The sequence below is a fragment of the Paraburkholderia sp. EG286A genome, from assembly GCF_040965375.1.
In the GTDB taxonomy this organism is placed as follows: Bacteria; Pseudomonadota; Gammaproteobacteria; order Burkholderiales; family Burkholderiaceae; genus Paraburkholderia.
In genome coordinates this window covers 1,106,132-1,132,344 of sequence record NZ_JBFRCB010000003.1, presented here as the reverse complement: position 1 = coordinate 1,132,344, position 26,213 = coordinate 1,106,132, and the positions used below count along the sequence as shown (strand labels likewise).

The window sequence follows — 26,213 nt, the reverse complement described above, 5'->3', positions numbered from 1 at the left end:
AGCGGCCGGTGCGTGCGCCTGAGCCAGGCAGGCGGGAAGGTGGAAACCCCCAATCATACGTGCTTTTGCTTTTTGCACGCAGTGCACTCGCGGCCTGCAAGGCTCAGCCGTCGTCCGCGGCGTTTGCCGTGCCGGCGTCGGCCCACGCTTTTGCCGCGCTGATCGCGCGCTGCCAGCCGGCCACGCAACGTGCGGCCGTGTCGCTCGGCAACGAAGGCGTGAAGCGGCGCTCGAGGCTCCAATGCTGCTGGAGTTCGTCGATATCGCGCCAGAACCCCACCGCGAGCCCGGCCAGATATCCCGCGCCCAGCGCGGTGCTTTCGCTCGAGCGCGGCCGCAACACGTTCACGCCCAGCAGATCGGCCTGGAACTGCATGAGCAGATCGTTCGCGCTGGCGCCGCCATCCACGCGCAGCTCGTTTATGCGCATACCGGAATCGGCCTCCATGGCGGCGAGCACGTCGAACGACTGATAGGCGATCGAGTCGAGCGCCGCGCGTGCGATATGCGCCGCAGTCGTGCCGCGCGTGAGACCGAACAGCGTGCCGCGCGCGTGCGCGTTCCAGTGCGGCGCGCCGAGCCCGGCGAACGCGGGCACGAGGTACACGCCGTCGCTGTGCGGCACGCTGGCCGCGAGCGGTTCGATTTCCGCTGCGCTGCGAATGATGCCGAGCCCGTCGCGCAGCCATTGCACCACCGCGCCCGCGATAAAGATGCTGCCCTCCAGCGCGTATTGCGTTTGCCCGAGCGCTTGCCACGCGATGGTCGTGACGAGGTGGTGGCTCGACTCGACGGGTTGCGCGCCGGTATTCATCACGAGAAAGCAGCCGGTGCCGTAGGTGTTCTTCACCATGCCGGGGCGCATGCACATCTGCCCGAAGAGCGCCGCATGCTGGTCGCCGGCCACGCCGGCGAGCGGGATTTCGGCCGCGAAGAGCGACGCCGCCGTGCGCGCATAGACCTCCGACGACGAACGCACCTCCGGCAGCATGCTGCGCGGAATCTCGAAGAGCGCGAGCAGGTCGTCGTCCCAGCGCAGCGTGTGGATGTCGAAGAGCATCGTGCGCGCGGCATTGGTGACGTCGGTGGCGTGCAGCGCGCCGCGTGTCAAGTGCCACAGCAGCCAGGCGTCCACGGTGCCGAAGGCGAGCCGGCCCGCGCGCGCTTTTTCGCGCGCGCCCTCGACATGATCGAGAATCCAGCGGATTTTCGTGGCCGAAAAGTACGCGTCGATCGGCAGGCCGGTTTTCGCGCGCACCATCGGCTCGAGCCCGCGCGCTTTCAGCTCGTCGCAATAGCCGGCCGTGCGGCGGTCCTGCCAGACGATCGCGTTGTACACGGGCTGACCCGTCGCACGGTCCCACACGATGGTCGTTTCGCGCTGGTTCGTGATGCCGATGCCCGCAATCGCGGCGGCGCCGACGCCCGCGCGCGTGAGCGCTTCCGCCGCGACGCCAGCCTGGCTCGACCAGATGTCGCGCGGATCATGCTCGACCCAGCCGGGCCGCGGGTAGAGTTGCGCGAACTCCTTCTGCGCGAGCGCGACGATCGCGCCGCTGCGCTCGAGCAGCAGGGCGCGCGAACTCGTCGTGCCCTGGTCCAGCGCGAGGATGTACGACTCGGCGTGCGACTGAGGCATCGTGCAGTCTCCCTGGAGGGTGCGCGGCGGTACGCGCGTCGGCCGGCCGTCGACCGGCGCGCACTGAAGCGCGTGGCATCGAACCCAGCATAGCCCGAAAGCGGTTTGCGCTCGCTTCGGTGCAACGGAACGGCCGGGGTGTCGCTCGCGCGGCGCGGTGCGACAATGACCGAGTCGGGATGCAGTCGTTCCAACCAGTCGAAAACGATAACGAGGCAATCATGCGTGCAATTGCAATGATCGGTGCGGCCGTGCTGCTCGCGGGGTGCGTGGGCGCGCCGCCGGGCCCGGAAGGCGGGGGGCGCGCGCCGTCGCTCGCCGCCTTGCAGCAGATGTGCGGCGGCCAGACGGTCGATTTCGGCGCGTATGCGCCGGGCGTCTACGCGGCCATCTTCGACGCGTGGGTCGCGAATCGGCGCGGCAGGCTGCCCCAGGACCAGTTTTGCGGCTTCCAGGCTCAGCTCGCGCAGCAATACACCACGCTCGGCAAGAGCGGCAATGGCGAGGCGCGGGGTGAGTGGGTGAACTTCCTCAACGCACAGCGCGCCCAGGCGCTGAGCTGGCGGTCGGCGGTCGACCCCACGCTGAGAGCCGGGTAGGCGAACAGGCGGATGGCGCTGCGGCAGGGTGCGCGCGTACGCGCGCTGCACGGAGGCATGCGCAAAAAAATGGTCACGCGGGCATGAAGCGCGCGGGTCCGCGTGACCATGCACTGCAGGCGCGTACGTCTACAGCCGTGCGCCTGCATCGGGGACGTGCCCGACAAGTCGGGCTGGCGGACGACCCATGCGTCCGCGCAAATCGATAAAGGGCAATGGAGCCTGTGGCTGCGCGGGTGCTCGGCCCGCGGGATCAGGCTACGAACACCGTTTGATGGCGCGCAACGCAGAGTCGCCGATTTCGGTTAGTCGCCATTGCTGAAGGCCGGATGCAAGGCGCTCCAGTTGGACGAGCTGTCGTTCGAGCAAGGCGTCCAGTTCTTCTCGCTCCATGTCGAGCTGGTTGGGGGCGTCCTGTACTAGCAGCAGGGTGGCGAATTCATGCGGACTCAGCATCGTTCTCTCCGTGTTGCCGCATCAGAGGTCGCCGGTTGCGGCCCGCAGGGCGGCGCAGCGACAGGAATGCGGTGGTGTGAGCGAAAGCCTGCGACCGTGCAGATCGACTGGCTGGAGGGACCGGCCGCCCGGACCGCCTGTGCGCGGCCCAAACGGCATCCAGCCCGGGATCTACCTCGGGGAACTGGAGTGTAGTCAACGCCGCTGCGTTGTACAAACCACGCCCCGAAAATTTTCCCTTTGACATTCGAGCCCGCACGCAGCGGTCGTGCGAGCCGCCTGGATTCGCGAAATCACTTGAAGTTCGTGCCGCAGCGCGGCACGCAGCGAGCGAATCCACTTCGATACGCTACGCATCAAACGCACGGTATGCCCGCGGGTATTGCGTTTGCGCGTCGGCCAGTGATCGTCACATGACGTAACGCGGAGAGGTCGTCTATTCCCGGAACTGCGGGAAGCGGGCCCGGTCTGTGCTTTGTGACTGCAGCTACGCGAAAGTACAGCTAAGATGGAATTAGGGATGGCTTGTAACGTTCGCCGCGCGTGACTGGCGCAGCTCGCCGGGCCTCGGGCTTCCGGCTGGGCGCCGCGCGTCGAGAGCGTAAAACGCCGCTTCGGGAGTAGGACACAATGCGTAACGACAATGAGCCTCGCCATGTGATGCCCTGGCGCATCGAAGACATCGATCTCACCCGTATCGACCGTCAACGTGCCGCCGCCAACGAAGACCTGATGCTGCTCCTCGCCGCCTCTTCGTTCATTGAAAGCGGTTCCGATCTTTACACGAGCAACCTGAACGTGTTCTTCAACGGCGACCCCGAGGTCTCCGAGTGGCTCAACCGCGAATGGGAGCCCGAGGAGCTTCAGCATGGACGCGCGCTGAAGACGTACATCCAGTACGTGTGGCCCGAGTTCGACTGGGACGCGGCGTTTCAGACCTTCATCGAAGAGTATTCGAAGACCTGTTCGTTCGAGGAATTCGAGAAAACGCGCGCGCTCGAAATGGTCGCGCGCTGCGTCGTCGAAACCGGCACCGCCACGCTCTATCGCGCGATCGGCGAGTATTCGGATGAGCCCGTGCTCAAGGAAATCACCGACAACATTCGCAGCGACGAAGTGCGTCACTACAAGCACTTTTTCCGCTATTTCAAGAAGTACAACCAGATAGAAGGGCACGGGCGTCTCGCCGTGCTCGGCGCGCTCATGCGCCGCGTGATGGAGATCAAGAACGAAGATTCCGAGATCGCGCTGCGCCATGTGTACGCGGGCCGCTATCCCGACCGCGTGCGCGACGACGCCTATAGCCGCGAACTCACCGCGCGCGTGAACAGGCTGGTGCGCCACAATCTTTCCGCCGACATGTGCGTGAAGATGCTGCTCAAGCCGCTCAACCTGCCCGCGAAGATCCGGCCCGGCGTGCACTATCCGCTCGCGAAGATCACACAACACGTCTTCTTCCGCTAGGACATCGGCCCGCGAAAACAAAAAGCCCGCTGCTGGAGCGGGCTTTTTCGTTTCTGGGCGCAAAGATCAGCGATCGCGCTGGCCGTTGCCGTCGCGGCGCGCATTGCCGCCTGGGCGGCCGCCGAGCAGCGCGCCCGGGTTGCCTTGCGACTTGCGTTGTTGCGGGCGGCCCAGTGCGCTTTCGTGCGAAACGCCGCGCTGGCTTTCGCGACGCGTATGCTCGCCGCGCGCGCCTTGTGCGCCGTGATTCGCGCCTTGCTGTTTCACGGGCTTGGCGGTGCGCACGCCGCCGTTCGAGGCCGGCTTGGCCGGGCGCTGGCCGCCGTTGCCGCCACCGTTGGCTGCCTGCGCGCGGTTGCCGTCGCGGCCACCTTCGCGGTTGCCTTCGCGATTACCGCCGCGCGGCTCGCGCGGCTCACGCGATTCACGCGATTCACGCGATTCACGCGATTCACGCGATTCACGCGGCTCACGCGGCTCACGCGGCTCACGCGCCTGCGCAGGCCGTCCGCCGTTCGCCGCATTGGCGCCATTCGACGCACCACGGCCCTGGCCCTGGCCTTGCCCCTGGCGCGGCGAGCGCCCTTGGGGCTGGCTGCGGCGCTGGATCGGCTCGGGCTTCGCGTTCGGGTCCGGCTCGAAGCCCGCGATGACCTCCTGGGGCACCGCGCGCTTGATGAGCTTTTCGATGTCCTTGAGCAGCTGATGCTCGTCCACGCACACGAGCGACACGGCTTCGCCCGTCGCGCCCGCGCGGCCGGTGCGGCCGATGCGGTGGACGTAGTCCTCGGGCACGTTCGGCAGATCGTAGTTGACGACGTGCGGCAGCTGGTCGATATCGATCCCGCGCGCGGCGATGTCGGTCGCGACGAGCACCTGGAGCGTGCCGTCCTTGAACTCGCTCAGGGCGCGCGTGCGTGCCGACTGGCTCTTGTTGCCGTGAATCGCCAGCGCGCTGATGCCGTCCTTCGTGAGCTGCTCGGCGAGGCGGTTGGCGCCGTGCTTGGTGCGCGTGAACACGAGCACCTGAAACCAGTTGTGCTGGCGGATCAGGTGCGTCAGCAGGTCGCGCTTGCGGTCGCGGTCGACGGGATAGATCTTCTGCGCCACGGTTTCGGCCGTGGTGTTGCGGCGCGCGACTTCGATCAGCGCGGGCGAGTCGAGCAGGCTGTCGGCGAGCGCCTTGATCTCATCGGCGAAGGTGGCCGAGAAGAGCAGGTTCTGGCGCTTGGGTGGCAGCTTCGCGAGCACGCGCTTGATGTCGTGGATGAAGCCCATGTCGAGCATGCGGTCCGCTTCGTCGAGCACGAGAATCTCGAGCTGCGACAGATCGATCGTCTTTTGCTGCATGTGATCGAGCAGGCGACCCGGCGTCGCGACCACGATATCCACGCCGCGCCTGAGCGCGTCGATTTGCGGATTGATGCCCACGCCGCCGAACATCACCGTGGACTTGAGCTTCAGATACTTGCCGTAGGCGCGCACGCTCTCTTCGACCTGCGCGGCGAGTTCGCGCGTGGGCGTGAGGATCAGCGCGCGCACCACGCGCTTGCCACCTGCGGCTGGCGCCATGTCCGTGAGGCGTTGCAGGATCGGCAGCGTGAAGCCAGCGGTCTTGCCGGTGCCGGTTTGCGCGCCGGCGAGCAGGTCGCCGCCGCCGAGCACGGCGGGAATCGCTTGCGCCTGGATAGGCGTGGGCGTGCTGTACCCAAGTTCGTTGACTGCGCGGACCAGCGGTTCGGACAAGCCGAGAGAATCGAAAGACATAAACACCTGTTGTATTGCAGTAGCGCGGGCGTCGCTTCGCGGCCCGAAGGCGCGCTGCGCAGCCAAAGCGGTGTTGCCGGGTTCGAATGCGCCCGGTGAAGCCGCCTTTTCGCGTTGTTCGGACGGCGCGCCAGTGCGCGCGCCGCGTTTTTTCTTCATGGAACGGACAGGTCTATCGAGACCTGGCGTCGGGCGTTAAGTTGCATCGCGCGGCCGCGGACACTGCGGCAGCCGTACGATGTCTTCGCATTGACGCGTCACGCGACGTAGCGCGCGACGCTCACGAATTGACAGACGCTCCCGGCGAGCACGAACAGATGCCAGATTCCATGTCCGTGCCGGATGCGTTCGTCATTGACGAAAAAATAAATACCGACGCTGTAAATGACGCCGCCGGCCAGCAGCCACGCCGTGCCCGCGGCCGGCAAGGCTTCGATGAGCGGTCGAACCGCGACCACCGCGAGCCAGCCCATCACCACGTAGAGCACCATCGACAGCGCTCTCGTGCGCCGCCCGAGCGTGAGTTCCTGAACGATGCCGAGGGCCGCGAGCCCCCAGCTCACGCCGAAGAGCGACCAGCCCCAGGGACCACGCAGCGTCACCAGCGTGAACGGAGTATAGCTGCCCGCGATGAGCAGATAGATCGCGGCGTGGTCGCACTTTTGCAGCACTGCCTTCAGGCGGATGCCGCGCACGCCGTGATACAGCGTCGAGATCGTGTACAGCGCGCACAACATCGCCCCGTATACCGCAAAGCTCACGACCTTGTACGCGTCGTGATCCAGCGCCGCGAGCGTCACGAGCGAGACGAGTCCCGCCACCGACAACATCGCGCCCACGAGGTGAGTAATGCTGTTCAGACGCTCACCGGCGTGCATGACGACCACTCCTTGTTCTTCCTGGGCGCGACGCGCGCCGGCGGAACAGTGTTCCACCGCGTACGGCGCCGTGCCCGAGCGCAGCGTTCAAAACCAGGCCTGACGGGCCACGGAGCCGCTTTCACCACACGGCCCCGGCGCCAAATAGCGAAGGGCGCAGCCCGCGCTGTGCGGACTGCGCCCTTATCAGGCAACCGTCACTATAACAGTAACCACTTGCGTGGGACCGCCGTAAGGGCTCCGGCCCTTACGGCGGTGGACGGCTTTGCGTCAGTCGAGCGGCGACGAGCGCAGGTCCGCGACCTGCTGCGGCGACACCGGCGTGCCCTTGTTGCCCCAGGACATGCGGATGAACGTCACCACCGCCGCAACCTCCTGGTTCGAGAGCGACTGCGCGAACGGCGGCATGCCGTACGGGCGCGGATTGCCCCCCGTGCTCGGCGGATAGCCGCCGTTGAGCACCATGCGGATCGGGTTCACGGCCGAATGCATCTGGATCGACTGGTTGTTCGCAAGCGGCGGGAAGTTCGGCGGCATGCCGAGACCGTTCTCCGCGTGGCACTTGGCACACTGGTCGTGGTAGATCTTCTGACCTTGCTGCAAGAGTTCGCCGCCGAACGCTTCCGACGTCTCCATCTGCATCGTTTCGGGCGCTTCCTTCTTCTGCGGGATGGTCTTCAGGTACGAGGCCATCGCGTGGATGTCGTCGTCCGAGAGGTATTGCAGGCTGTTGTGGATCACGTCCGCCATCGGGCCGAACACGGCGCCGCGCTCGGACACGCCGGTCTTCAGGAGGCTTGCGATGTCCCTGATGTCCCAGTCGCCGAGGCCGCCTTCGCTCGACGTGAGCGACGGCGCGTACCAGTTCTGCAAGGGGATCAGGCCGCCCGCGAAGGCCGCCGAGTTGACCGGGCCGCCCACCGCGTTGATCGACGTGTGGCACATGCCGCAGTGGCCGAGGCCTTCGACGAGATACGCGCCGCGGTTCCATTCGACCGACTTGGTCGGATCGGGCTTGTACTCGCCCTCGCGGAAGAACAGCGTGCGCCAGCCGATCAGCAGGTTGCGGTTGTTGAACGGGAACTTGAGTTCGTGCGGGCGGCTGGGCACGTTGACGGGCGGGACCGAGCGCAGATAGGCGAAGATCGCGTCGGCGTCGGCGCGCGTGACCTTGGTGTAGCTCGCGAACGGGAACGCCGGATAGAGCAGGCTGCCGTCCTTCGAGCGGCCCGTGTGCATGGCGCGATAGAAGTCGTCGGCGCTCCACTTGCCGATGCCGTACTGGTCGTCGGGCGTGATGTTGGGGGTGTAGAGCGTGCCGAACGGCGTGGCCATCGGCAGGCCGCCCGCGAACATCTGGCCGCCGCGCACGGTGTGGCAGGCGATACAGTCGCCGGCGCGCGCGAGGTACTCGCCCTTCTTGATGAGATCGCCCTGGTCGACGGGCGTCGCGGCCTGCGCCGCGCCGTTGTGCAGATAGTGGGTGCCCGACCAGAGCACCGGTACGAGGGCCGCGGCGGCGGCCACGATGACGGCGGAAAGTGCGAACAGGGACTTGCGGTTCATATTGGCTGTCTCCCCCGGCGCCTTATTGCGGTTCGCTGCCGCAGGCAAGCGGCGTCTTGAGTGAGCCAGCCGGCGCCGGCACGGGGTTCTGCGGCGCGCTCTGCGTGGAGAGCCAGGCCGCGACCGCGTTCACGTCTTCGTCGGTGAGACGCGTGGCGATCTCATGCATGCAGTCGGGTGCCTTCGCATGCCGCGAGCCCGAGCGCCAGGCGCCGATCTGCGCGCTGATGTAATCCATGTGCAGACCGACCAGACCCGGAATGGCCGGCTCCATGCCGGTGAGCTTCGCGCCGTGGCAAGCTGCGCAGGCGGGCACCTGCTTGGCCGGGTCGCCGTGCAGGACGATCTGCTGGCCGCGCGCGAGCGTGTCGCTGCCGACCGAAGGTTTCGCGGGCGGCGGGTAGGGCGGCCGCTGCTGCGAGAAGAACGTCGCGATCTCGTGCAGGTAGTCGTCGGAGAGATAGGTGACCAGATAATTCATCGGAGGGTACTTGCGGCGCCCCTCGCGGAAGTTCATTAGCTGGTTGAACAGGTACTCGGCCGGTTTGCCGGCGAGACGCGGGAAGTAGTCGTTGTCGGTGCCCTGCCCGTGCGAGCCGTGGCACGCGGTGCAGCCCTGCACGCGCGCGGCGATCGTGTCGGGGGCTTTGGCCTGCGGCGCGGAGGCCGCCGTCTGGGCATGTGCAGCGCTGAGAACGCCGGTCGTCCCGAGCAAAAGTGCTGCTGCCAGAGGCGCGACGAGCGGAATGAGCGGTCGGAAGATACGTCTTGGGGACACGCGTAACTCCATCTTTATCGTGGACCTGACCAGGCTTCGAACGGCCCGGCTTCCAGGCTGCGCGCGATGAAAGCAGAAGACCGTGCGCGCTGCGGCGACGCAGCAGATTCTAGCATCGGGAACTCATAGTGACCATTTGCCGCATGCGCCACAAGCGCCCTCCGATGGCTTCGAGGCGCCACCGCGACGTGCTTGCGGCCGATCGTCGCGTCGGTGCCGGTTATGATTCTGCACCTGTTCGCCAATCGGTGACACGGGGTTGTCCCGCACCCGCGCCACACTCGGCGAGCCGCTCGTTGCCGGCTGCATGCATGACCCGATGCCGGGCGCATGCTGCCGCCGCTTACGGTCTCTTGCCTTCGCTCGATGCTCGCGCATGGAATCCGCGTTGAAGCCGCATGGAGCCCGCATTGAACCGAATGGCGCGGCGGCTATCGAAGCAGGCACCCTTGCGGGACACGCGATGTGATGCGTGTGCGTGTTGCTGTTGCCGTTTTCATGTTGTTTCCTTGCCACTTGTCTCGATGACTCCAATTGCACTTTCCCTATCGTTGCATCAAGCCGACCGATCCCCTTCGCGCGAAGTCCGCGCGACCCGCAACACGCGGGAGGGCGAGGTCCGATGAAAGCTGACTGGCTCTGGATCGGGCAGGTCGCCATGGCGGCCATCGTCAACATCGCCTACGCGTTCGCGCTCGGCTCGGCGTTCTATGGCGCTTGGCTCGACAAGGACGGCCGCACGCCGGTCGCGCCCGCGCGCCTCGCATGGCTGCGTGCGCAACGCTCGCTGCGCGCCGCGGCGTTCGTGCTCGTGGCGGCGCTCATCATGTGGATGCTTTACGAGAGCGCGTCGGTCAGCGGCGAACCGTTGCCCAGCGCGTTCGGCGTGGTTGGCACGGTGCTCTCGCAAACGCACGTCGGCCACGCGTGGACCGTCGCGTTCGTCGGCGCGCTCGTGCTGCTCGGCTGCGCGTTCGCGGCTTCGAGTGTGGCGCGCGACGGCGTGCTGTGGCTCGCGCTCGTCGCCATCGCCGCGGGGCGCGCGGGGCTCGGCCACGCGGCCGATGCGGGCTTCGCCTCGGCCGCGCTCGGGCTGCACACGCTCCATTTGCTCAGCGCGAGCGCGTGGAGTGGCATCGTCATGGCGGGGGGGCTTGCCGTGCTGCCGGCGCTCGGCGCATCGACGGCACGCGGCGTGCTGATCCGCACGGCGGGCCAGATTTCGAACGTCGCGTTCTTCGCGGTGGGCTTCGTGATCGCGACGGGCGTGTTCGATGCGCTGCGCGGCAGCGGCGGCTCGATCGACGCCATCGTCGGTAGCACCTGGGGCCGCGTGCTGATGCTCAAGGCCGTGCTCGTGCTGCTCGCGCTCGCGATGGGCGGCTTCAACCGGCTCGTGGCGATGCCCGAGTTGCGGCGCGCGGCGTCGACAGCGGCGGCGCGCCGTTTCGTCAACGTGATCCATCTCGAAGCGATCGTGATGATCGGTGTGCTGGTGACCGCGGCCGCGCTCGCGCACAGCGTGCCGGCCTACGTGTTGCAGGGCTGAAACGTCGTCGCTGCAACTTATTCGTAGCCGAGCCGGTGACTCAAGATCGGTGAGAAGAAGAGGGCGAGGGCGCAGCCCGTGGCATTGCCTTCGAGTTCCGCGAGTGCGGCCACGGACGCTGGATTGGCGATCAGCGCGATCAGCTGCGGCGCGCACCACAGCGCCGCGGCGCCGATCGCGGCGTACTCGATCCAGCGAATGCGCCAGCCGCGCGTGAAGGCGACTGCGGCAGCGAGCACGCGCAGGAAGCCGAAGGCGACGAGTGCGCCGACGGCGGCTTGTTCGCGGATCAGATAGTCGGGAAGCGACGCGTCCATGGAGTCCCTTGCAACACCGAGGTTGGGTTGCAAAGGAATCAGCAAGGAGCAGGCCAGTGGGGGGCGTTCGCGCTCGGCGCGTGCGTTCGATGACGGCCGCGCCTTGCGCGGCGCGGCTTTCCATGAACTGGCTGTGTGCGCAAACGACATAGGCCGTGCGCGCGTCTCGCGAGCGAGCGCGCCTGAGCGCGCTAAGCCACGCGAAACGTTACTTCGCCGAAACGCGCGATGGCCAGCGTGTCACGCCACGCTGCGCGCCGCGCGTTTCGGCGTTCATTTGCGCATCACCATTCGGCGACGCTGCCATCCTCGTGACGCCACACCGGATTGCGCCAGCGGTGGCCCGTCTTCGCCATCTCGCGCACCTTCTCCTCGTTCACGTCGATGCCGAGACCCGGGCCCTGCGGAATCGAGACGAAGCCGTCTTCGTACTTGAAGACTTCGGGATTCCTGATGTAGTCGAGCAGGTCGTTGCCCTTGTTGTAGTGGATGCCGAGGCTCTGCTCCTGGATGAACGCGTTGTAGCTCACCGCGTCGATCTGCAGGCAGGTGGCGAGCGCGATCGGCCCGAGCGGGCAGTGCAGCGCGAGCGCGACGTCATAGGCTTCGGCCATCGCGGCGATCTTGCGGCACTCGGTGATGCCGCCCGCGTGCGAGGCGTCGGGCTGGATGATGTCCACGTAGCCGCCCGCGAGAATGTGCTTGAAATCCCAGCGCGAATACAGACGCTCGCCCAGCGCGATCGGCGTGCTGGTCTGGTTGACGATGTCGCGCAGCGCCTCGACGTTCTCGGAGAGCACGGGCTCTTCGATGAACATCAGCTTGAACGGATCGAGTTCCTTGGCGAGCACCTTGGCCATCGGCTTGTGCACGCGGCCATGGAAGTCCACGCCGATGCCGACGTTCGGGCCCACGGCCTCGCGCACGGCCGCGACGTTGTTGATGACGCCCTGGACCTTGTCGAAGGTGTCGATGATCTGCAGTTCTTCCGAGCCGTTCATCTTCACGGCCTTGAAGCCGCGCTCGACCACGGCGCGCGCGTTGTTGGCGACGTCGCTCGGACGGTCGCCGCCAATCCACGAATACACCTTGATCTTGTCGCGCACCTGGCCGCCGAGCAGCGCGTGAACGGGCACGCCATGATGCTTGCCCTTGATGTCCCAGAGCGCCTGATCGACGCCGGCAATGGCGCTCATCGAGATCGGGCCGCCGCGGTAGAAGCCTGCGCGATACATCACCTGCCAGTGGTCCTCGATGAGGAGCGGATCCTTGCCGATCAGATAGTCGGCGAGCTCATCGACGGCGGCGGCCACCGTGTGCGCGCGACCTTCGACGATCGGCTCGCCCCAGCCGACGATCCCCTCGTCCGTTTCGATCTTCAGAAAGAGCCAGCGCGGCGGGACGACGAAGGTTTCGAGCCTGGTGATTTTCATGCGGTGTCTCCATGACCTTGAGCGGTAGGGCGGCGCTCGCACCACGCGCGAGCGGCGACGTCTTCAAGCGCACATGCTACTGCAAAATTCGCCTTTAAGTGCTATTAATAGTATTATTTCGCGACGCTTCCCAATATCCAGGAGAACGGCGATTCAACGCGATCTGCACGGCACTGTGGCCTACGAACTCGGCAGCGCGATCCTGCGCGGCGACTACCCGCCCGCGACGGTCCTGCCGCGCGAGGCCGAACTCATGGCAACGTTCGACGTGAGCCGCACGGTGCTGCGCGAGGCGCTGCGCACGCTCACCTCGAAAGGGCTCGTGGAGTCGCGCCCGCGCGTGGGCACGCGGGTGCGCGCGCGCGAAGCGTGGAACCTGCTCGATGCCGACGTGCTCGACTGGTACGCGCGCGTGGCGCCGCCGCTCGCGTTCGCGCTCAAGCTCCAGGAAATGCGCGAGATGATCGAGCCGTTTGCGGCAGGCCTTGCCGCGAACGCGCACGATGCCGATGCGCTTGCCTCGATCGCCGCCGCGCACGAGGCCATGGCCGAGGCGCGCAACGTGGACGAATGGGTGCGCGCCGACCTGCGCTTTCATCTCGCGGTGCTGGGCGCCTGCCGCAACGAATTGCTGGTGCCGCTCGGCACGCTGATCGAGCGCACGCTCGAAGGCCAGTTGCGCGTGAATGCGAAGCGCGCCGACGTGTTCAACGCCGCGCTGCCCGACCACACCCTCGTGTACGACGCGATCGCGCAACGCGACGCCTATGCGGCGAGCCGTGCGATGGCGGCGCTGCTGCGCCTGACGCGCGAGCGCATCGAGCGCTGAACGCGTATGCCCAATGGGTGTCTTCGCAACGAATCGCAAAAAGGCGCAGCGATTTGTGGCTATCAAACGTTTGCGCTGGCGCAATCAATAACGTTTGCTATGCTTTAGGCCGATCGAACGGCGCTTTGGCTTTCAGTGCCGTCAGCAAGTCGAAGGCAAGGCAAACGGTTGAGCGATGAAGAAGAGCGAAGCGAAAGACACGCAACTGGACAACGCAACCCTGCTGGAAATCATCAAGGCGCAGTCGGACATCGCGAAGCTCGGGCTCGATCTCGGCGGCGTGATGGCCTACGTGGCCGAGCGCACCGAGCAGCTCACGCGAGCGCAGGGCGCGGTCGTCGAGCTTGCCGAGGGCGAGGACATGGTCTACCGCGCGGCCTCGGGCAATGTCGCGGACCTCCTTGGACTGCGCCTCGCGCGTGAAACGAGCCTGTCGGGCCTGTGCGTGCGCGAGGGCGAGATCCTGCGCTGCGACGACTCCGAAACCGATCCGCGCGTGGACCGCGAAGCCTGCCGGCGCGCCGGCCTGCGCTCGATGATCGTCACGCCGCTCAAACATCTCGAGACGACCGTCGGCGTTCTGAAAGTCACGAATTCCGAAGTCGACGCCTTCAAGGACGAGGACATCCGCACGCTCTCGCTGATGTCCGAGCTCATCGCCGCGGCGATGTTCCATGCCGCGCAACACGAGACGAGTGAGCTCTATCTGCGCGCGACGCATGACGCGCTCACGGGTTTGCCCAATCGCGCGCTCTTTTACGACCGCCTGCGCCAGTCGGTGGATCTCGCGGTGCGCTCGTCGGGCGGTCTCGGCGTACTCAATCTCGACATGGATGGCCTCAAGCCGATCAACGACCGCTACGGCCATCGCGCCGGCGACGCGGCGATTCGCGAGACCGCGACGCGCATCGCTCGCCACAGCCGCCGCGTGGACACGGCCGCGCGCGTGGGCGGCGACGAGTTCGCCGTGATCTTGCCCGGCATCGCGGGGCGCAGGGACGCCGAGGCATACAGCCGCCGGCTCGTGGACACGGTGGGCGAGCCGTTCGAGTTCGAAGGACATCGCATCGATCTCGGCGTGAGCGTGGGCGTTGCGATCCTGCCCGAAGACGGCACCGAGATGACGGCGCTGATCGAATACGCGGATCGTTCGATGTACGAAACGAAGCGGGAGCGCAAGCAGATCAGGTAAATGCTGTTTGGCCTGGCGGGCTCAGGGTTTTCGCTTCGCCAGGCGCGCGGAAATGAAAAAAGCCGCTGTCCTTGTGGGACAGCGGCTTTTTTTGCAACTGGTGGCGAATCAGGGATTCGAACCCCGGACCTGCGGATTATGATTCCGTCGCTCTAACCGGCTGAGCTAATTCGCCGAAGAAAATAATTATGGCTGTACACGATGAGGCTGTCAACCCCCATCGTCATCTTTTTTGCAGGGAGGGCGGCCGCCGGGCGAGAAGCCCCGCCCGGCGGCGCTCACAGCCTCAATCCTGCGCGTAAATATCCGAGTCCTTGGTTTCCTTCACGAACAGCATGCCGATCACGAAGGTGCCCAGCGCGATGATGATCGGATACCAGAGGCCCGAGTAGATATCGCCGCGCGCCGCCACGATCGCGAAGGCTGTTGCCGGCAGGAAGCCGCCGAACCAGCCGTTGCCGATGTGATAGGGCAGCGACATCGAGGTGTAGCGGATGCGGGTCGGGAACATCTCGACCAGCATCGCTGCGATCGGCCCGTACACCATGGTCACGAAGATCACGAGGATCGTCAGCATCACCACTGTCATCGGCCAGTTCAGCTGCGCGGGGTCGGCCTTGAGCGGATAGCCCGCCGCTTTCAGCGTGGCCGCGAGCGTCTTCTCGAACAGCGCGCCGGCTTCCTTGGCGCCAGGCGCCCGCCCGTCAAACGTGTCGATGGTCGTGTCGCCCACCTTGATCTGCGCGCGCGTGCCTGCCGGGGCGGCCACGTTGTCGTAGTTCAGGCCGGCCTTCGAAAGCGCGCTCTTGGCGATGTCGCACGAGCTCGTGAACTTCGAGGTGCCGACCGGGTTGAACTGGAACGAGCACTCGGCCGGATCCGCGATCACGACGATCGGCGCACGCTGCGTGGCGGCTTCGAGCGCCGGGTTCGCGTAGTGCGTGATTGCCTTGAAGATCGGGAAGTAGGTGAGCGCCGCGATCAGGCAGCCGGCCATGATGATGGGCTTGCGGCCGATCTTGTCCGACAGCGCGCCGAAGAACAGGAAGCACGGCGTGCCGATCAACAGCGCCAGCGCGATCAGGATGTTGGCGCTCGAGCCGTCCACCTTGAGCGTTTGCGTGAGGAAGAACAGCGCGTAGAACTGGCCCGTGTACCAGACCACGGCCTGGCCGGCCGTGAGGCCGAAGAGGGCGAGCAGGACGACCTTGAGGTTCTTCCACTGGCCGAACGCTTCCTTGATCGGCGCCTTCGAGACTTTGCCTTCCGCCTTGATGCGCTTGAACGCCGGCGATTCGTCGAGCTGCAGACGGATCCACACCGAAACGGCGAGCAGCAGGATCGAGGCGATGAACGGAATGCGCCAGGCCCACGCGGCGAACTGTTCTTCGCCGACGAACGTGCGCACGCCGAGGATCACGAGCAGCGAGAGGAACAGGCCGAGCGTGGCGGTCGTCTGGATCCACGAGGTGTAGAAGCCGCGGCGTCCGGGCGGCGCGTGTTCGGCGACGTAGGTCGCGGCGCCGCCGTACTCGCCGCCGAGCGCGAGGCCCTGCAGCAGACGCATGCCGATGAAGATCACCGGCGAGGCAATGCCGATCGACGCGTAGCCGGGCAGGAAACCGACCACGAAGGTCGAGACACCCATGATGACGATCGTGACGAGGAACGTGTGCTTGCGGCCCACGAGGTCGCCGAGGCGCCCGAACACGATCGCGCCGAACGGACGCACGGCGAAGCCGGCGGCAAAGCCGAGCAGCGTGAAGATGAAGCCGGCCGTGGGATTGACGCCGGAAAAGAAGCTTTTGCTGATGAAGGCCGCAAGCGATCCGGCCAGGTAAAAGTCGTACCACTCGAACACGGTGCCGAGCGACGACGCGAAGATCACGCGTTTTTCGTCGCTGGTCATCGGCGCGTGCGAGACTTGTCCGCCAACGGTTGCCATAGATGTCTCCAGTATTGATATGCGTGTGGTCCGTCGGGCAGGCGACTCGTAGACCCGCGGTCCTGCGGAGCATTATTGGAATGGAAACTTACGGGCTTCTGACGCGCGTGTGGGTTTCTGAGGGTGGTATCGGAGTGGGGTCTAATCGGTTATGTTCGCGGAATGCGCCAGTAAAATCGCGCATTCCGTTTTTAACATCTTATAAAGTTCGAGCTTTGACTCGTGCGTCGCGGATCGGATAAGGGTAAGTCCCATCCCGGTTTTCTGACGCGATCCGTCAGTTTTGCGGTGGTTTCGCCGCCAAAGCGCCGGCGATGCCGCTCAAGCGCGCGTGCGCAGCCGCAGCGTCACGCGCACGAGCGTGCCGGCAAGGCGCGGCGTGTCCTGATAGACGTGATCGTCGATGGCGAGCGTGCCGCCGTGCATCGTGGCGATCTCGCGCACGATCGCGAGCCCGAGCCCGCTGCCTTCACCGTCGCGCCCGAGAATGCGGTAGAAGCGCTCGAGCACGCGCTCGCGCTCGGCGGACGGAATGCCCATGCCCGTGTCTTCCACCTCGAGATGGACCACGCCCGCCGCGGGCTCGGGCCGCACACGCACGGTGATACGCCCGCCCGCGGGCGTATAGCGGATCGCGTTGTCTATGAGGTTCGAGAGCATCTCGCGCAGCATCACCGGGTTGCCGTCCACTTCGACGCGCGCCGCTTCACCATCGCCTTCCTCGCTGCCGCAGGCCGTTTCGGGGCCTTCGTAGCCGAGGTCCATCTGTTTGGCGAGCGCCGGCTGCACCCAGTCGCGCACGGCGTGGCGCGCCACGTCGGCCACGTCCACCGGCGTGAAGACCTGCCCCGACATGCGGTTTTCCGCGCGCGCGAGCGCCAGCAGCTGGGTGACGAGCCGCGCGGCGTGCTCGGAGCTCGTCGCGATCTGCTCGAGCGAGCGGTGCACTTCGGCGGGCGCGTTCTGGCGCAGCGCGAGTTCGGCCTGGGTGCGCAGGCCCGCGAGCGGCGTTTTCATCTGATGCGCGGCGTCGGCGATGAAGCGCTTTTGCAGCTCCATGTTCTGTTCGAGCCGCGTGAGCAGGTCGTTGAACGAGGTGACGAGCGGCTCGATTTCGGGCGGGGCGCGGCGCGCTTCGAGCGGCGATAGATCGTCGGGCCGACGCATGCGGATGTTCGACTGCAGCGCGTGCAGGGGCGCGAGGCCGCGCGAGAGGCCGAACCACACGAGCAGGATCGCGAGCGGCAAGATCACGAACTGCGGCAGGATCACGCCCTTGATGATGTCGTTGGCGAGCTGGCGGCGCTTGTCGAGCGTTTCCGCGACCTGCACGAGCACGGGTTGACCTGACCGATCGCCGGCGCTCGGGTGCGTCGGTTCCACCGTCGTATAGGCCACGCGGATGTCGATGCCATGCAGCGTGTCGTCGCGGAACTCGACGAGGCCCGGCGGCGGGCGGTCGTCGTCGTGCGGCAGCGGCATGTCGCGATCGCCGCCGATCAGCTCGCCGCGGCTGCCGAGCACCTGATAGAACACGCTGTCGACGTTATCGGCGCGCAGGAAGTCGCGCGTGGAGGCGGGCAGCGTCAGCTCGGCCACGCCGTTCACCGGCTGGATCTGGCGCGCGAGCACATAGGCGTCGGTTTCGAGCGCGCGGTCGAAGGGGCCGTTGGCGATCGACTTCGCCACGAGATACGTGACCGCGATGCTCATCGGCCAGAGCAGCAGCAACGGCGCGAGCATCCAGTCGAGAATCTCGCCGAAGAGCGAGCGCGGGCGCGCCTCGGCGGCGGCTTCGGCTTCGTCGGGCGGGGCGAACGGATTGGCGTAGCGGGCGTCGCGCGCGTCGTCGTCGAGGGCGTCGGCCGCGAATGCGGTCGCGCCCGGGGCGCTGTCGCCGGCCGAACCGGCCACGCCTGCGGCGCCCTTGGGCGGCACGGCGCGCGCGATGGGAGGACGCCCGGCCATCGTCGATCCCGCCTACTTGAAGTAGTGGCTGGCCGGCATCGCCGGCGCGGCGTCGGGCGTGCCGGCGGGTGTCTGGCTTGCGCCGGCCTGCGTGTCCTTCGCCTCCTTTTCGAGGCAGTAGCCGAGCCCGCGCACGGTCACGATGCGCACGCCGCCCGCTTCGATTTTCTTGCGCAGCCGGTGCACGTAGACTTCGATGGCGTTGTTGCTGACTTCCTCGCCCCATTCGCACAGGTGGTCGACGAGCTGCTCCTTCGAAACGAGCCGCCCGAGCCGCTGCAGCAGCACTTCGAGCACGCCCAGTTCGCGCGCGGAAAGGTCGAGCACCTGGTCGTTGATGCGCGCAATGCGCCCCACCTGGTCGAACGCCAGCGCGCCATGCCGCACGACGGTCGGGCCGCCGCCCGCGCCGCGCCGCGTGAGCGCACGCACGCGCGCTTCGAGCTCGTTGAGCGCGAAGGGCTTGGCCATGTAGTCGTCGGCGCCGAGGTCGAGGCCTTTGACGCGCTCGTCCACGCTGTCGGCGGCGGTGAGGATCAGCACGGGCAGGTTGGAATTGCGCGCGCGCAAACGGCGCAGCACCTCGAGGCCCGGCATTTTCGGCAGGCCCAGATCGAGGATCAGGAGGTCGAACGACTGCATCGACAAGGCGGTATCGGCATCCACGCCGCTACGCACGTGATCAACGGCATAGCCTGATTGGCGGAGTGATCTCACGAGCCCGTCCGCGAGTATGCTGTCGTCTTCGGCAATGAGGATTCGCATGTTGCGCCAGCGTCGCCTTCGAGGCGTTTTGACCTCGTAGTCAGGCTCGTAACACCCGCGCCGCGCCGCGTCCTTGAAGGCGCGGCCAGGCGACGCGCGGCGGTCTCCCGAAATTCGCGGTTCTGGATCGCCAGAAAGGCTTGCCAAAACCACTGTTTTTTTATACAGTGTCTGCGTTCGTGTGCATTAGCCCGAATGAGGCGTGCGCAAGGTCACGAGACGCCGTTCATCATAGCAAAGGACGATTCATGGAAGATAGCAAGAAAGGCTCGGCTGGGCTGACTGCTGAAAAGAGCAAGGCGCTGGCCGCCGCGCTCGCGCAGATCGAAAAGCAGTTCGGCAAAGGGTCGATCATGCGACTCGGCGACGGCGAAGCGGTCGAGGACATCCAGGTAGTCTCCACCGGTTCGCTCGGCCTCGACATCGCACTCGGCGTGGGCGGTCTGCCGCGCGGCCGGGTGGTCGAGATCTACGGTCCGGAATCGTCGGGCAAGACCACGCTCACGCTGCAGGTGATCGCCGAAATGCAAAAGCTCGGCGGCACGGCGGCGTTCATCGACGCGGAACACGCGCTCGACGTGCAATACGCCGCCAAGCTCGGCGTGAACGTGCCCGAACTGCTCATCTCGCAGCCGGACACGGGTGAGCAGGCGCTCGAAATCACCGACGCGCTGGTACGCTCGGGCTCGATCGACATGATCGTGATCGACTCGGTCGCGGCGCTCGTGCCGAAGGCCGAAATCGAAGGCGAAATGGGCGACTCGCTGCCGGGACTGCAGGCGCGTCTGATGTCGCAGGCGCTGCGCAAGCTCACCGGCACGATCAAGAAGACGAACTGCATGGTGATCTTCATCAACCAGATCCGCATGAAGATCGGTGTGATGTTCGGCAACCCGGAAACCACCACGGGCGGCAACGCGCTCAAGTTCTACTCGTCGGTACGTCTGGACATTCGCCGCATCGGTTCGATCAAGAAGAACGACGAAGTGATCGGCAGCGAAACGCGTGTGAAGGTCGTGAAGAACAAGGTCTCGCCGCCGTTCCGCGAAGCCGTGTTCGACATTCTCTACGGCGAGGGCATCTCGCGTCAGGGCGAAATCGTCGACCTCGGCGTGCAGGCCAAGATCGTCGACAAGGCGGGTGCGTGGTACAGCTACAACGGCGAGCGCATTGGCCAGGGCAAGGACAACGCACGCGAATTCCTGCGCGAGAACGCGGACATTGCTCGCGAGATCGAAAACCGCATCCGCGAATCGCTTGGCGTGAGCACGATGCCGGACGGCGTCAAGGATTCCGGCGAAGTCGAAGTCGCTGACGAAGAATAAGTCCACGAGGCTCTCGTAGATAAGGCAAGCTGATGCGCAAGGGCGGGTCACACATGTCCTCGCCTTCCGGCGAGCAGGCTAACCCGCGAGCGGGTTCGCCTGCGGACAGGGGCGCCGAGCGGCGCTCCGCCGTCAAGCCTGCCGACTCGCGCACGAGCCGCTCAAGCCATTTGAGCCGCGACGCCCAGCCGGGCGATCGCGGCTTTGCGCATTCTGGCGCCGCGTATTCGTCGCCCGCCGATCTCAGCGACGATGGCGGCGCAGTCTTCGAAGTCCCGTTCGAGGCTTTCTTCGGCGGGGCGGATGAAGCGGCGGCAAGCCTGCCGCCAGAACCGCTGTCCGAACCAACATTCAAGCGATCGCGTCGCGCGCCGCTCGAAACAGCGCGCGAATCCAGCGCGCCGCAAGGCGACCAATACGAGCGTAGCTCGGCCAGCCGCGCCGCACGCGCCAGCGAGCGCGAAAAGTCGTCCACGGCGAAGCAGCGCCCCGAGCGCTCCCTCAAGGGCCGCGCGCTCGGCTATCTCTCGCGCCGCGAATACAGCCGCGCCGAACTCTCGCGCAAGCTCATGCCGTACACCGAAGACGCCGACGCACTCGAAGTGCTGCTCGACTCGCTCGAACGCGAGGGCTGGCTCTCCGACGCGCGCTTTGCCGAAAGCGTCGTGCACCGGCGCGCGTCGCGCGTGGGGGCGGGGCGTATCGTCAGCGAACTCAAGCGCCATGCGGTGGGCGAAGCGCTCATCGAAGAGGTGAGCTCGCAACTGCGCGAGACCGAGCTCGTGCGTGCCCGCACGGTCTGGCAGAAGAAGTACGGCCAGTTGCCAGAGACGCCTGCCGAGCGCGCGCGTCAGGCGCGCTTTCTCGCGGCGCGCGGCTTCTCGATGTCGATCATCGGCAAGATCCTCAAGGGAATCGACGAAGACTGGTCCGACAACTGAGCCGGCCGTCTCGAAAAATCCACGCAGGCAAGTCCCCGCCCGGCCTGTGTGTTCGCGGCTGTCTCAAATACCCGGTATGTTAAAATCACGAGGTTTTCCAATCCGGTCTTACCTTTAGCATGCCGCTTTCTCCGCCCGTGCCCCGCCAGTTGCGCCATCAGCGCGCCATCCGGGCGGTTGCCTATGAGCGCGAAGACGGCCTGTGGGACATCGACGCGTGCCTGACCGACCACAAGCCACGCGACGTGCCGCTCGCCGCCGGTGTCCGGCCCAATGGTCTGCCGATCCATGAACTCTGGCTGCGCATTACGATCGATCGCAAGCTCAACGTCGTCGACGCCGAAGCGTCGTCCGACTGGGTGCCTTACGACGGTCAGTGCCAGAACGCCAATCCCGCCTATCGGGCCCTTATCGGGCTCAATCTCCTCGACAATTTCCGCCGTGAAGCGGGCCGGCTCCTCGCCGGCACGGTCGGCTGCACACACCTCACAGAAATGTTGGGCGTTTTGCCGACCGCTGCGATCCAGGCGTTCGTCGGGGCAGTGTGGGACACATCGAATGGCTCGCCGGGTGAAGCGCCCGGACCGGAACTCGGCAAGACCGCCGGAGGCAATGAGGCCGCCGGTGAAAAGCCGCCCTTCCAGCTTGGCCGCTGCCACGCGCTGCGGTTCGACGGGGAGGCGGTGAAGCAGTTTTATCCGCGCTGGTATGGCCATGTGCCGCGTTCAATAGCACGCGGCGCGGAAACCCCCAGCGTGCGCGACAGCCGGAGCCCGGGCCAAGAGGGCAGGGCCGACGCCGTCTCGCATGAATAACAACAGCGGAATCGAAGTTCACTCCAACTCTCAGACTGAAGGAATCACGCATGAAGATTCACGAGTACCAGGGTAAGGAAATCCTGCGGAAATTCGGAGTCGCGGTCCCGCGCGGCATCCCGGTGTTTTCGGTGGATGACGCGGTCAAGGCCGCTCAAGAGCTGGGCGGTCCGGTTTGGGTCGTCAAGGCGCAGATCCACGCTGGCGGCCGCGGCAAGGGCGGTGGCGTGAAGGTGGCCAAGACGATCGAGCAAGTCCGCGAATACGCGAACCAGATCCTCGGCATGCAGCTCGTCACGCACCAGACCGGTCCGGAAGGCCAGAAGGTCAACCGTCTGCTGATCGAAGAAGGCGCCGACATCAAGCAGGAACTGTATGTCAGCCTCGTCGTTGATCGCGTGTCGCAAAAGATCGTTCTGATGGGTTCGAGCGAAGGCGGCATGGACATCGAAGAAGTCGCCGAAAAGCACCCGGAACTGATCCACAAGGTCATCGTCGAGCCGTCGACGGGTCTGCTCGACGCCCAGGCCGACGACCTCGCCGCAAAGATCGGCGTGCCGGCTGCTTCGATTCCGCAAGCCCGCGCCATCCTGCAAGGCCTGTACAAGGCATTCTGGGAAACCGACGCATCGCTGGCTGAAATCAACCCGCTGAACGTCTCCGGCGACGGCAAGGTCATCGCGCTCGACGCGAAGTTCAACTTCGACTCCAACGCGCTGTCCCGTCATCCGGAAATCGTCGCTTACCGCGACCTGGACGAAGAAGATCCGGCCGAAATCGAAGCCTCGAAGTTCGACCTCGCGTACATCTCGCTCGACGGCAACATCGGCTGTCTGGTGAATGGCGCAGGCCTCGCCATGGCGACGATGGACACCATCAAGCTGTTCGGCGGCGAGCCGGCCAACTTCCTCGACGTGGGCGGTGGCGCCACGACCGAGAAGGTCACCGAAGCGTTCAAGCTCATGCTCAAGAACCCGGGCCTGAAGGCGATCCTCGTGAACATCTTCGGCGGCATCATGCGCTGCGACGTGATCGCAGAAGGCGTGATCGCTGGTTCGAAGGCCGTGAACCTGAACGTGCCGCTCGTCGTGCGCATGAAGGGCACGAACGAGGACCTCGGCAAGAAGATGCTGGCCGAATCGGGCCTGCCGATCATCTCGGCAGACAGCATGGAAGAAGCCGCGCAGAAGGTCGTCGCGGCTGCCGAAGGCAAGTAATTTTCACCGGACACGAATGGCGGCGTGCCGGCGCGAAATCCGCAACGCAAGGCGCGGATGACGCGACGCGCGACGCCAAACGAAAAGAGGTCAATACATGTCGATTCTGATCAACAAAGACACCAAGGTCATCACGCAGGGCATTACCGGCAAGACCGGTCAGTTCCATACCCGCGCGTGCCGTGAGTACGCAAACGGCCGCGAAGCGTTCGTTGCTGGCGTGAACCCGAAGAAGGCCGGCGAAGATTTCGAAGGCATTCCTATCTACGCGAACGTGCGTGAAGCGAAGGACGCGACCGGCGCGACCGTTTCGGTCATCTACGTGCCGCCGGCAGGCGCTGCCGCTGCGATCTGGGAAGCCGTCGAGGCCGACCTCGATCTCGCGATCTGTATCACGGAAGGCATTCCCGTCCGCGACATGATCGAAGTCAAGGACCGTATGCGCCGCGAAGGCCGCAAGACGCTGCTCCTCGGCCCGAACTGCCCCGGCACGATCACGCCGGACGAGCTGAAGATCGGCATCATGCCGGGTCACATCCACCGCAAGGGCCGCATCGGCGTCGTGTCGCGTTCGGGCACGCTGACGTATGAAGCGGTTGCCCAGCTGACCGCGATCGGCCTCGGCCAGTCGTCGGCAGTCGGTATCGGCGGCGACCCGATCAACGGTCTGAAGCACATCGACGTCATGAAGATGTTCAACGACGATCCGGATACGGACGCCGTGATCATGATCGGCGAAATCGGCGGTCCGGACGAAGCGAACGCCGCCGAGTGGATCAAGGACAACATGAAGAAGCCGGTGGTTGGCTTCATCGCGGGCGTCACGGCGCCTCCGGGCAAGCGCATGGGCCACGCCGGCGCGCTGATCTCGGGCGGTGCAGATACGGCCGACGCGAAGCTGGAAATCATGGACGCGTGCGGCATCAAGGTGACGCGCAATCCGTCGGAAATGGGTCGTCTGCTGAAGGCGATGCTGTAAATTCGAAATGCGCCGCCACTCGTGCATCATGTATGCGCGGGCGGCCGGCGTTTTTTGATATGCTTGCGGAATCCTTTCACGAGGTTTCCGAACAAAAGCGAGGGAGCCAGTCATGGCCTCCTCGCTTTTTTATTTGGCTCGCCGCTTGAGCCGCCCATCCTGAGTCACGGCTGAGTCTTCGTCTCCATGCTCGAGTTTTTCGCGACGCTCCATTGGGGCGCTGTCATCCAGATCATCGTCATCGACATCCTGCTCGGCGGCGACAACGCCGTGGTGATCGCGCTCGCCTGCCGCGATCTGCCTGCGCAGCAGCGCATGCGCGGCATCCTGTGGGGCACCGCCGGCGCGATCGCGCTGCGCGTGGTGCTGATCGCGTTCGCCGTGGTGCTGCTCAACGTGCCGTTCCTCAAGTTCACAGGCGGCCTGCTGTTGCTGTGGATCGGCGTTCGGCTGCTCGCGCCCAGTCAACTCGAGCACGCCAACGTGAAGCCTGCCGAGCAGCTGATGGGCGCAATCAAGACGATCATCGTCGCCGATGCGGTGATGAGCCTCGACAACGTGGTCGCGATTGCGGGCGCTGCCGAAGCGGCCGATCCGCGCCATCGCATCGCGCTCGTGATCTTCGGGCTGATGGTGAGCATTCCGCTCATCGTGTGGGGCAGTCAGCTCGTGCTCAAGCTGCTCGACCGCTACCCGGTGATCGTGACGCTCGGCGCGGCGCTGCTCGGCTGGATCGCGGGTGGGCTCATCATCAACGACCCCGCCGGCGACCGCTGGCCGCTGCTCGATACGCCCGCGGCCGAATACGGCATGAGCGCGGCGGGGGCCGTGTTCGTCGTCGCGCTCGGGTCGTGGCTCAGGCGCCGCAACGCACGGCGCAGCCAGGCGCAGGGGCCGCAGTCGCACTGAGCGCGCAGGGCTGTGCCATTGCGCCTGGGCCATCCGGCCGACTGCTGCGCAAAGCGGGCCGCCGATACGATCAAGACGCCTGTTCACGACTGTGAGCAGGCGTTTCTTGTTTCAGGAGCCCTGACGATGACCGTATCCGCCCTTCCCATGAGCCCGCCGCCGCGCAACGGCTGCGCGTGTTTTGCAGCCAGACTGTCGCGTCTCGCCGGCGTTGCCGCGCGCTGGACCGCGCGCGGCTTCACACTGATCGAACTGATGATCGTGCTCGCGATCGTCGGTGTGATCGCCGCCTACGCCATTCCCGCGTACCAGGATTACCTCGCCCGCAGCCGCGTGGGCGAGGGCCTTTCGCTCGCGTCTTCCGCACGCCTTGCCGTGGCGGAAAACGCCGCGAGCGGCAACGCCTTCGGCGCGGGCTACACGGTGCCGCCCGCCACCCGCAACGTGCAGTCGCTGCATATCGACGATACGACCGGCCAGATCACGGTTGCTTTCACCTCGCGCGTGGCGCCGGTGGGCAGCAACACCATCGTGCTCGTGCCCTCGGTGCCCGACAACGCCGATCAGCCCACCGCGCGTGTCGCGCTCGCGCAGGGCGGCGTGCAGGGCGGCACGCTCACGTGGGAGTGCTTCGCTGCGGGCAAGGCGGCTTCGTCGCTGGGCGCGCCCGGCACGGGCCCGTCGCCGGCGGACGCCGCCACGCTGGCGGGCAATCTCGCGCCGCCGGAGTGCCGCGCATAAGGTTTGCGCACAGGTCCGGGGGCAACGGTGAGCGCCTTCGAGCGCATTCGCGCAGCGCACGCCGATGCGAGCCAACCGGCCGCAACCGCACAGCGGGGGAAAAGTTTTGTATAGTGCCCCGTTGCTGAACGCCCCCGCCCA

23 protein-coding genes and 1 tRNA gene are annotated in these 26,213 nt (G+C 65.9%); 12 read left to right on the top strand and 12 right to left on the bottom strand.

Annotation, left to right across the window (positions count from 1 at the left end; translation table 11 throughout):
* Window positions 1-103: 103 nt before the first annotated feature.
* Entirely contained in the window at window positions 104-1,639 is a 1,536-nt protein-coding gene (gene glpK / locus AB4Y35_RS17955; RefSeq protein WP_368705275.1) for a glycerol kinase GlpK, read from the bottom strand.
* A gap of 221 nt (window positions 1,640-1,860) precedes the next feature.
* On the opposite strand from glpK, the gene AB4Y35_RS17950 reads away from it, so the two are divergent.
* On the top strand, window positions 1,861-2,238 hold the full coding sequence (locus tag AB4Y35_RS17950) for a hypothetical protein (protein ID WP_342921211.1): 378 nt from the start codon (window positions 1,861-1,863) through the stop codon (window positions 2,236-2,238).
* 258 nt (window positions 2,239-2,496) lie between these two features.
* Here AB4Y35_RS17950 and AB4Y35_RS17945 read toward each other — a convergent pair whose 3' ends face one another.
* Entirely contained in the window at window positions 2,497-2,694 is a 198-nt protein-coding gene (locus AB4Y35_RS17945; protein WP_028205977.1) for a hypothetical protein, read from the bottom strand.
* A gap of 630 nt (window positions 2,695-3,324) precedes the next feature.
* Between AB4Y35_RS17945 and AB4Y35_RS17940 the strand changes: the two genes are divergently transcribed.
* Complete coding sequence (locus AB4Y35_RS17940; RefSeq protein ID WP_368687571.1) at window positions 3,325-4,158, top strand: ferritin-like domain-containing protein; 834 nt, start codon at window positions 3,325-3,327, stop codon at window positions 4,156-4,158.
* A gap of 66 nt (window positions 4,159-4,224) precedes the next feature.
* Here AB4Y35_RS17940 and AB4Y35_RS17935 read toward each other — a convergent pair whose 3' ends face one another.
* From AB4Y35_RS17935 to AB4Y35_RS17920, 4 genes are all read right to left on the bottom strand, one after another.
* Window positions 4,225-5,925 (bottom strand): DEAD/DEAH box helicase, encoded by a 1,701-nt coding sequence (locus AB4Y35_RS17935; protein ID WP_368705274.1) that lies wholly within the window; start codon window positions 5,923-5,925, stop codon window positions 4,225-4,227.
* Between the two features lie 257 nt (window positions 5,926-6,182).
* Complete coding sequence (locus AB4Y35_RS17930; RefSeq protein WP_342921208.1) at window positions 6,183-6,803, bottom strand: hemolysin III family protein; 621 nt, start codon at window positions 6,801-6,803, stop codon at window positions 6,183-6,185.
* Between the two features lie 270 nt (window positions 6,804-7,073).
* Window positions 7,074-8,369, bottom strand: a complete 1,296-nt coding sequence (locus AB4Y35_RS17925) for a c-type cytochrome (RefSeq protein WP_368705273.1) — start codon at window positions 8,367-8,369, stop codon at window positions 7,074-7,076.
* A 22-nt stretch (window positions 8,370-8,391) separates the two neighbouring features.
* Window positions 8,392-9,159, bottom strand: a complete 768-nt coding sequence (locus AB4Y35_RS17920) for a c-type cytochrome (RefSeq protein WP_069262871.1) — start codon at window positions 9,157-9,159, stop codon at window positions 8,392-8,394.
* A gap of 610 nt (window positions 9,160-9,769) precedes the next feature.
* On the opposite strand from AB4Y35_RS17920, the gene AB4Y35_RS17915 reads away from it, so the two are divergent.
* Entirely contained in the window at window positions 9,770-10,696 is a 927-nt protein-coding gene (locus AB4Y35_RS17915; RefSeq protein ID WP_368687575.1) for a CopD family protein, read from the top strand.
* 17 nt (window positions 10,697-10,713) lie between these two features.
* Here the strand turns inward: AB4Y35_RS17915 and AB4Y35_RS17910 are convergent, their stop codons facing one another.
* Window positions 10,714-11,013: a hypothetical protein gene (locus AB4Y35_RS17910; RefSeq protein ID WP_368705272.1), complete on the bottom strand. Its 300-nt coding sequence runs from the start codon at window positions 11,011-11,013 to the stop codon at window positions 10,714-10,716.
* Between the two features lie 284 nt (window positions 11,014-11,297).
* Entirely contained in the window at window positions 11,298-12,446 is a 1,149-nt protein-coding gene (gene dgoD / locus AB4Y35_RS17905; RefSeq protein ID WP_069262869.1) for a galactonate dehydratase, read from the bottom strand.
* 73 nt (window positions 12,447-12,519) lie between these two features.
* On the opposite strand from dgoD, the gene AB4Y35_RS17900 reads away from it, so the two are divergent.
* Both AB4Y35_RS17900 and AB4Y35_RS17895 read left to right on the top strand, forming a co-directional pair.
* The gene (locus tag AB4Y35_RS17900; protein WP_368705271.1) at window positions 12,520-13,275 is read left to right on the top strand and encodes a FadR/GntR family transcriptional regulator; all 756 of its coding nucleotides are present in this window, start codon (window positions 12,520-12,522) and stop codon (window positions 13,273-13,275) included.
* A 175-nt stretch (window positions 13,276-13,450) separates the two neighbouring features.
* Entirely contained in the window at window positions 13,451-14,467 is a 1,017-nt protein-coding gene (locus tag AB4Y35_RS17895) for a diguanylate cyclase (RefSeq protein WP_368705270.1), read from the top strand.
* Window positions 14,468-14,565: 98 nt separating this feature from the next.
* Here AB4Y35_RS17895 and AB4Y35_RS17890 read toward each other — a convergent pair.
* The 4 genes from AB4Y35_RS17890 to AB4Y35_RS17875 form a co-directional block, all read right to left on the bottom strand.
* Window positions 14,566-14,642, bottom strand: a tRNA-Met gene (locus tag AB4Y35_RS17890).
* Between the two features lie 111 nt (window positions 14,643-14,753).
* On the bottom strand, window positions 14,754-16,412 hold the full coding sequence (locus tag AB4Y35_RS17885; protein WP_368705269.1) for an MFS transporter: 1,659 nt from the start codon (window positions 16,410-16,412) through the stop codon (window positions 14,754-14,756).
* Between the two features lie 321 nt (window positions 16,413-16,733).
* Window positions 16,734-18,380, bottom strand: coding sequence for a sensor histidine kinase N-terminal domain-containing protein (locus tag AB4Y35_RS17880; RefSeq protein WP_368705268.1), 1,647 nt, complete (start codon window positions 18,378-18,380; stop codon window positions 16,734-16,736).
* Between the two features lie 12 nt (window positions 18,381-18,392).
* On the bottom strand, window positions 18,393-19,145 hold the full coding sequence (locus tag AB4Y35_RS17875; RefSeq protein ID WP_342921200.1) for a response regulator transcription factor: 753 nt from the start codon (window positions 19,143-19,145) through the stop codon (window positions 18,393-18,395).
* 248 nt (window positions 19,146-19,393) lie between these two features.
* Between AB4Y35_RS17875 and recA the strand changes: the two genes are divergently transcribed.
* The 7 genes from recA (at window position 19,394) to AB4Y35_RS17840 (ending at window position 26,072) form a co-directional block, all read left to right on the top strand.
* Window positions 19,394-20,470, top strand: a complete 1,077-nt coding sequence (gene recA, locus AB4Y35_RS17870) for a recombinase RecA (protein WP_069262865.1) — start codon at window positions 19,394-19,396, stop codon at window positions 20,468-20,470.
* A 53-nt stretch (window positions 20,471-20,523) separates the two neighbouring features.
* Window positions 20,524-21,411 carry a recombination regulator RecX gene (gene recX, locus AB4Y35_RS17865; protein WP_368705267.1) on the top strand — a complete coding sequence of 296 codons (888 nt, stop codon included), beginning with the start codon at window positions 20,524-20,526 and terminating at the stop codon, window positions 21,409-21,411.
* Between the two features lie 119 nt (window positions 21,412-21,530).
* Window positions 21,531-22,226, top strand: coding sequence for a DUF2889 domain-containing protein (locus AB4Y35_RS17860; RefSeq protein WP_324160523.1), 696 nt, complete (start codon window positions 21,531-21,533; stop codon window positions 22,224-22,226).
* A 50-nt stretch (window positions 22,227-22,276) separates the two neighbouring features.
* Window positions 22,277-23,443: an ADP-forming succinate--CoA ligase subunit beta gene (gene sucC / locus AB4Y35_RS17855; RefSeq protein ID WP_321930262.1), complete on the top strand. Its 1,167-nt coding sequence runs from the start codon at window positions 22,277-22,279 to the stop codon at window positions 23,441-23,443.
* Between the two features lie 97 nt (window positions 23,444-23,540).
* Window positions 23,541-24,422, top strand: coding sequence for a succinate--CoA ligase subunit alpha (gene sucD, locus AB4Y35_RS17850; protein ID WP_069262862.1), 882 nt, complete (start codon window positions 23,541-23,543; stop codon window positions 24,420-24,422).
* A 186-nt stretch (window positions 24,423-24,608) separates the two neighbouring features.
* A complete protein-coding gene (locus AB4Y35_RS17845) occupies window positions 24,609-25,331 on the top strand; it encodes a TerC family protein (RefSeq protein WP_368687583.1) in 723 nt (240 codons plus the stop codon).
* A 126-nt stretch (window positions 25,332-25,457) separates the two neighbouring features.
* On the top strand, window positions 25,458-26,072 hold the full coding sequence (locus AB4Y35_RS17840) for a pilin (RefSeq protein WP_368705266.1): 615 nt from the start codon (window positions 25,458-25,460) through the stop codon (window positions 26,070-26,072).
* Window positions 26,073-26,213 lie beyond the last annotated feature (141 nt).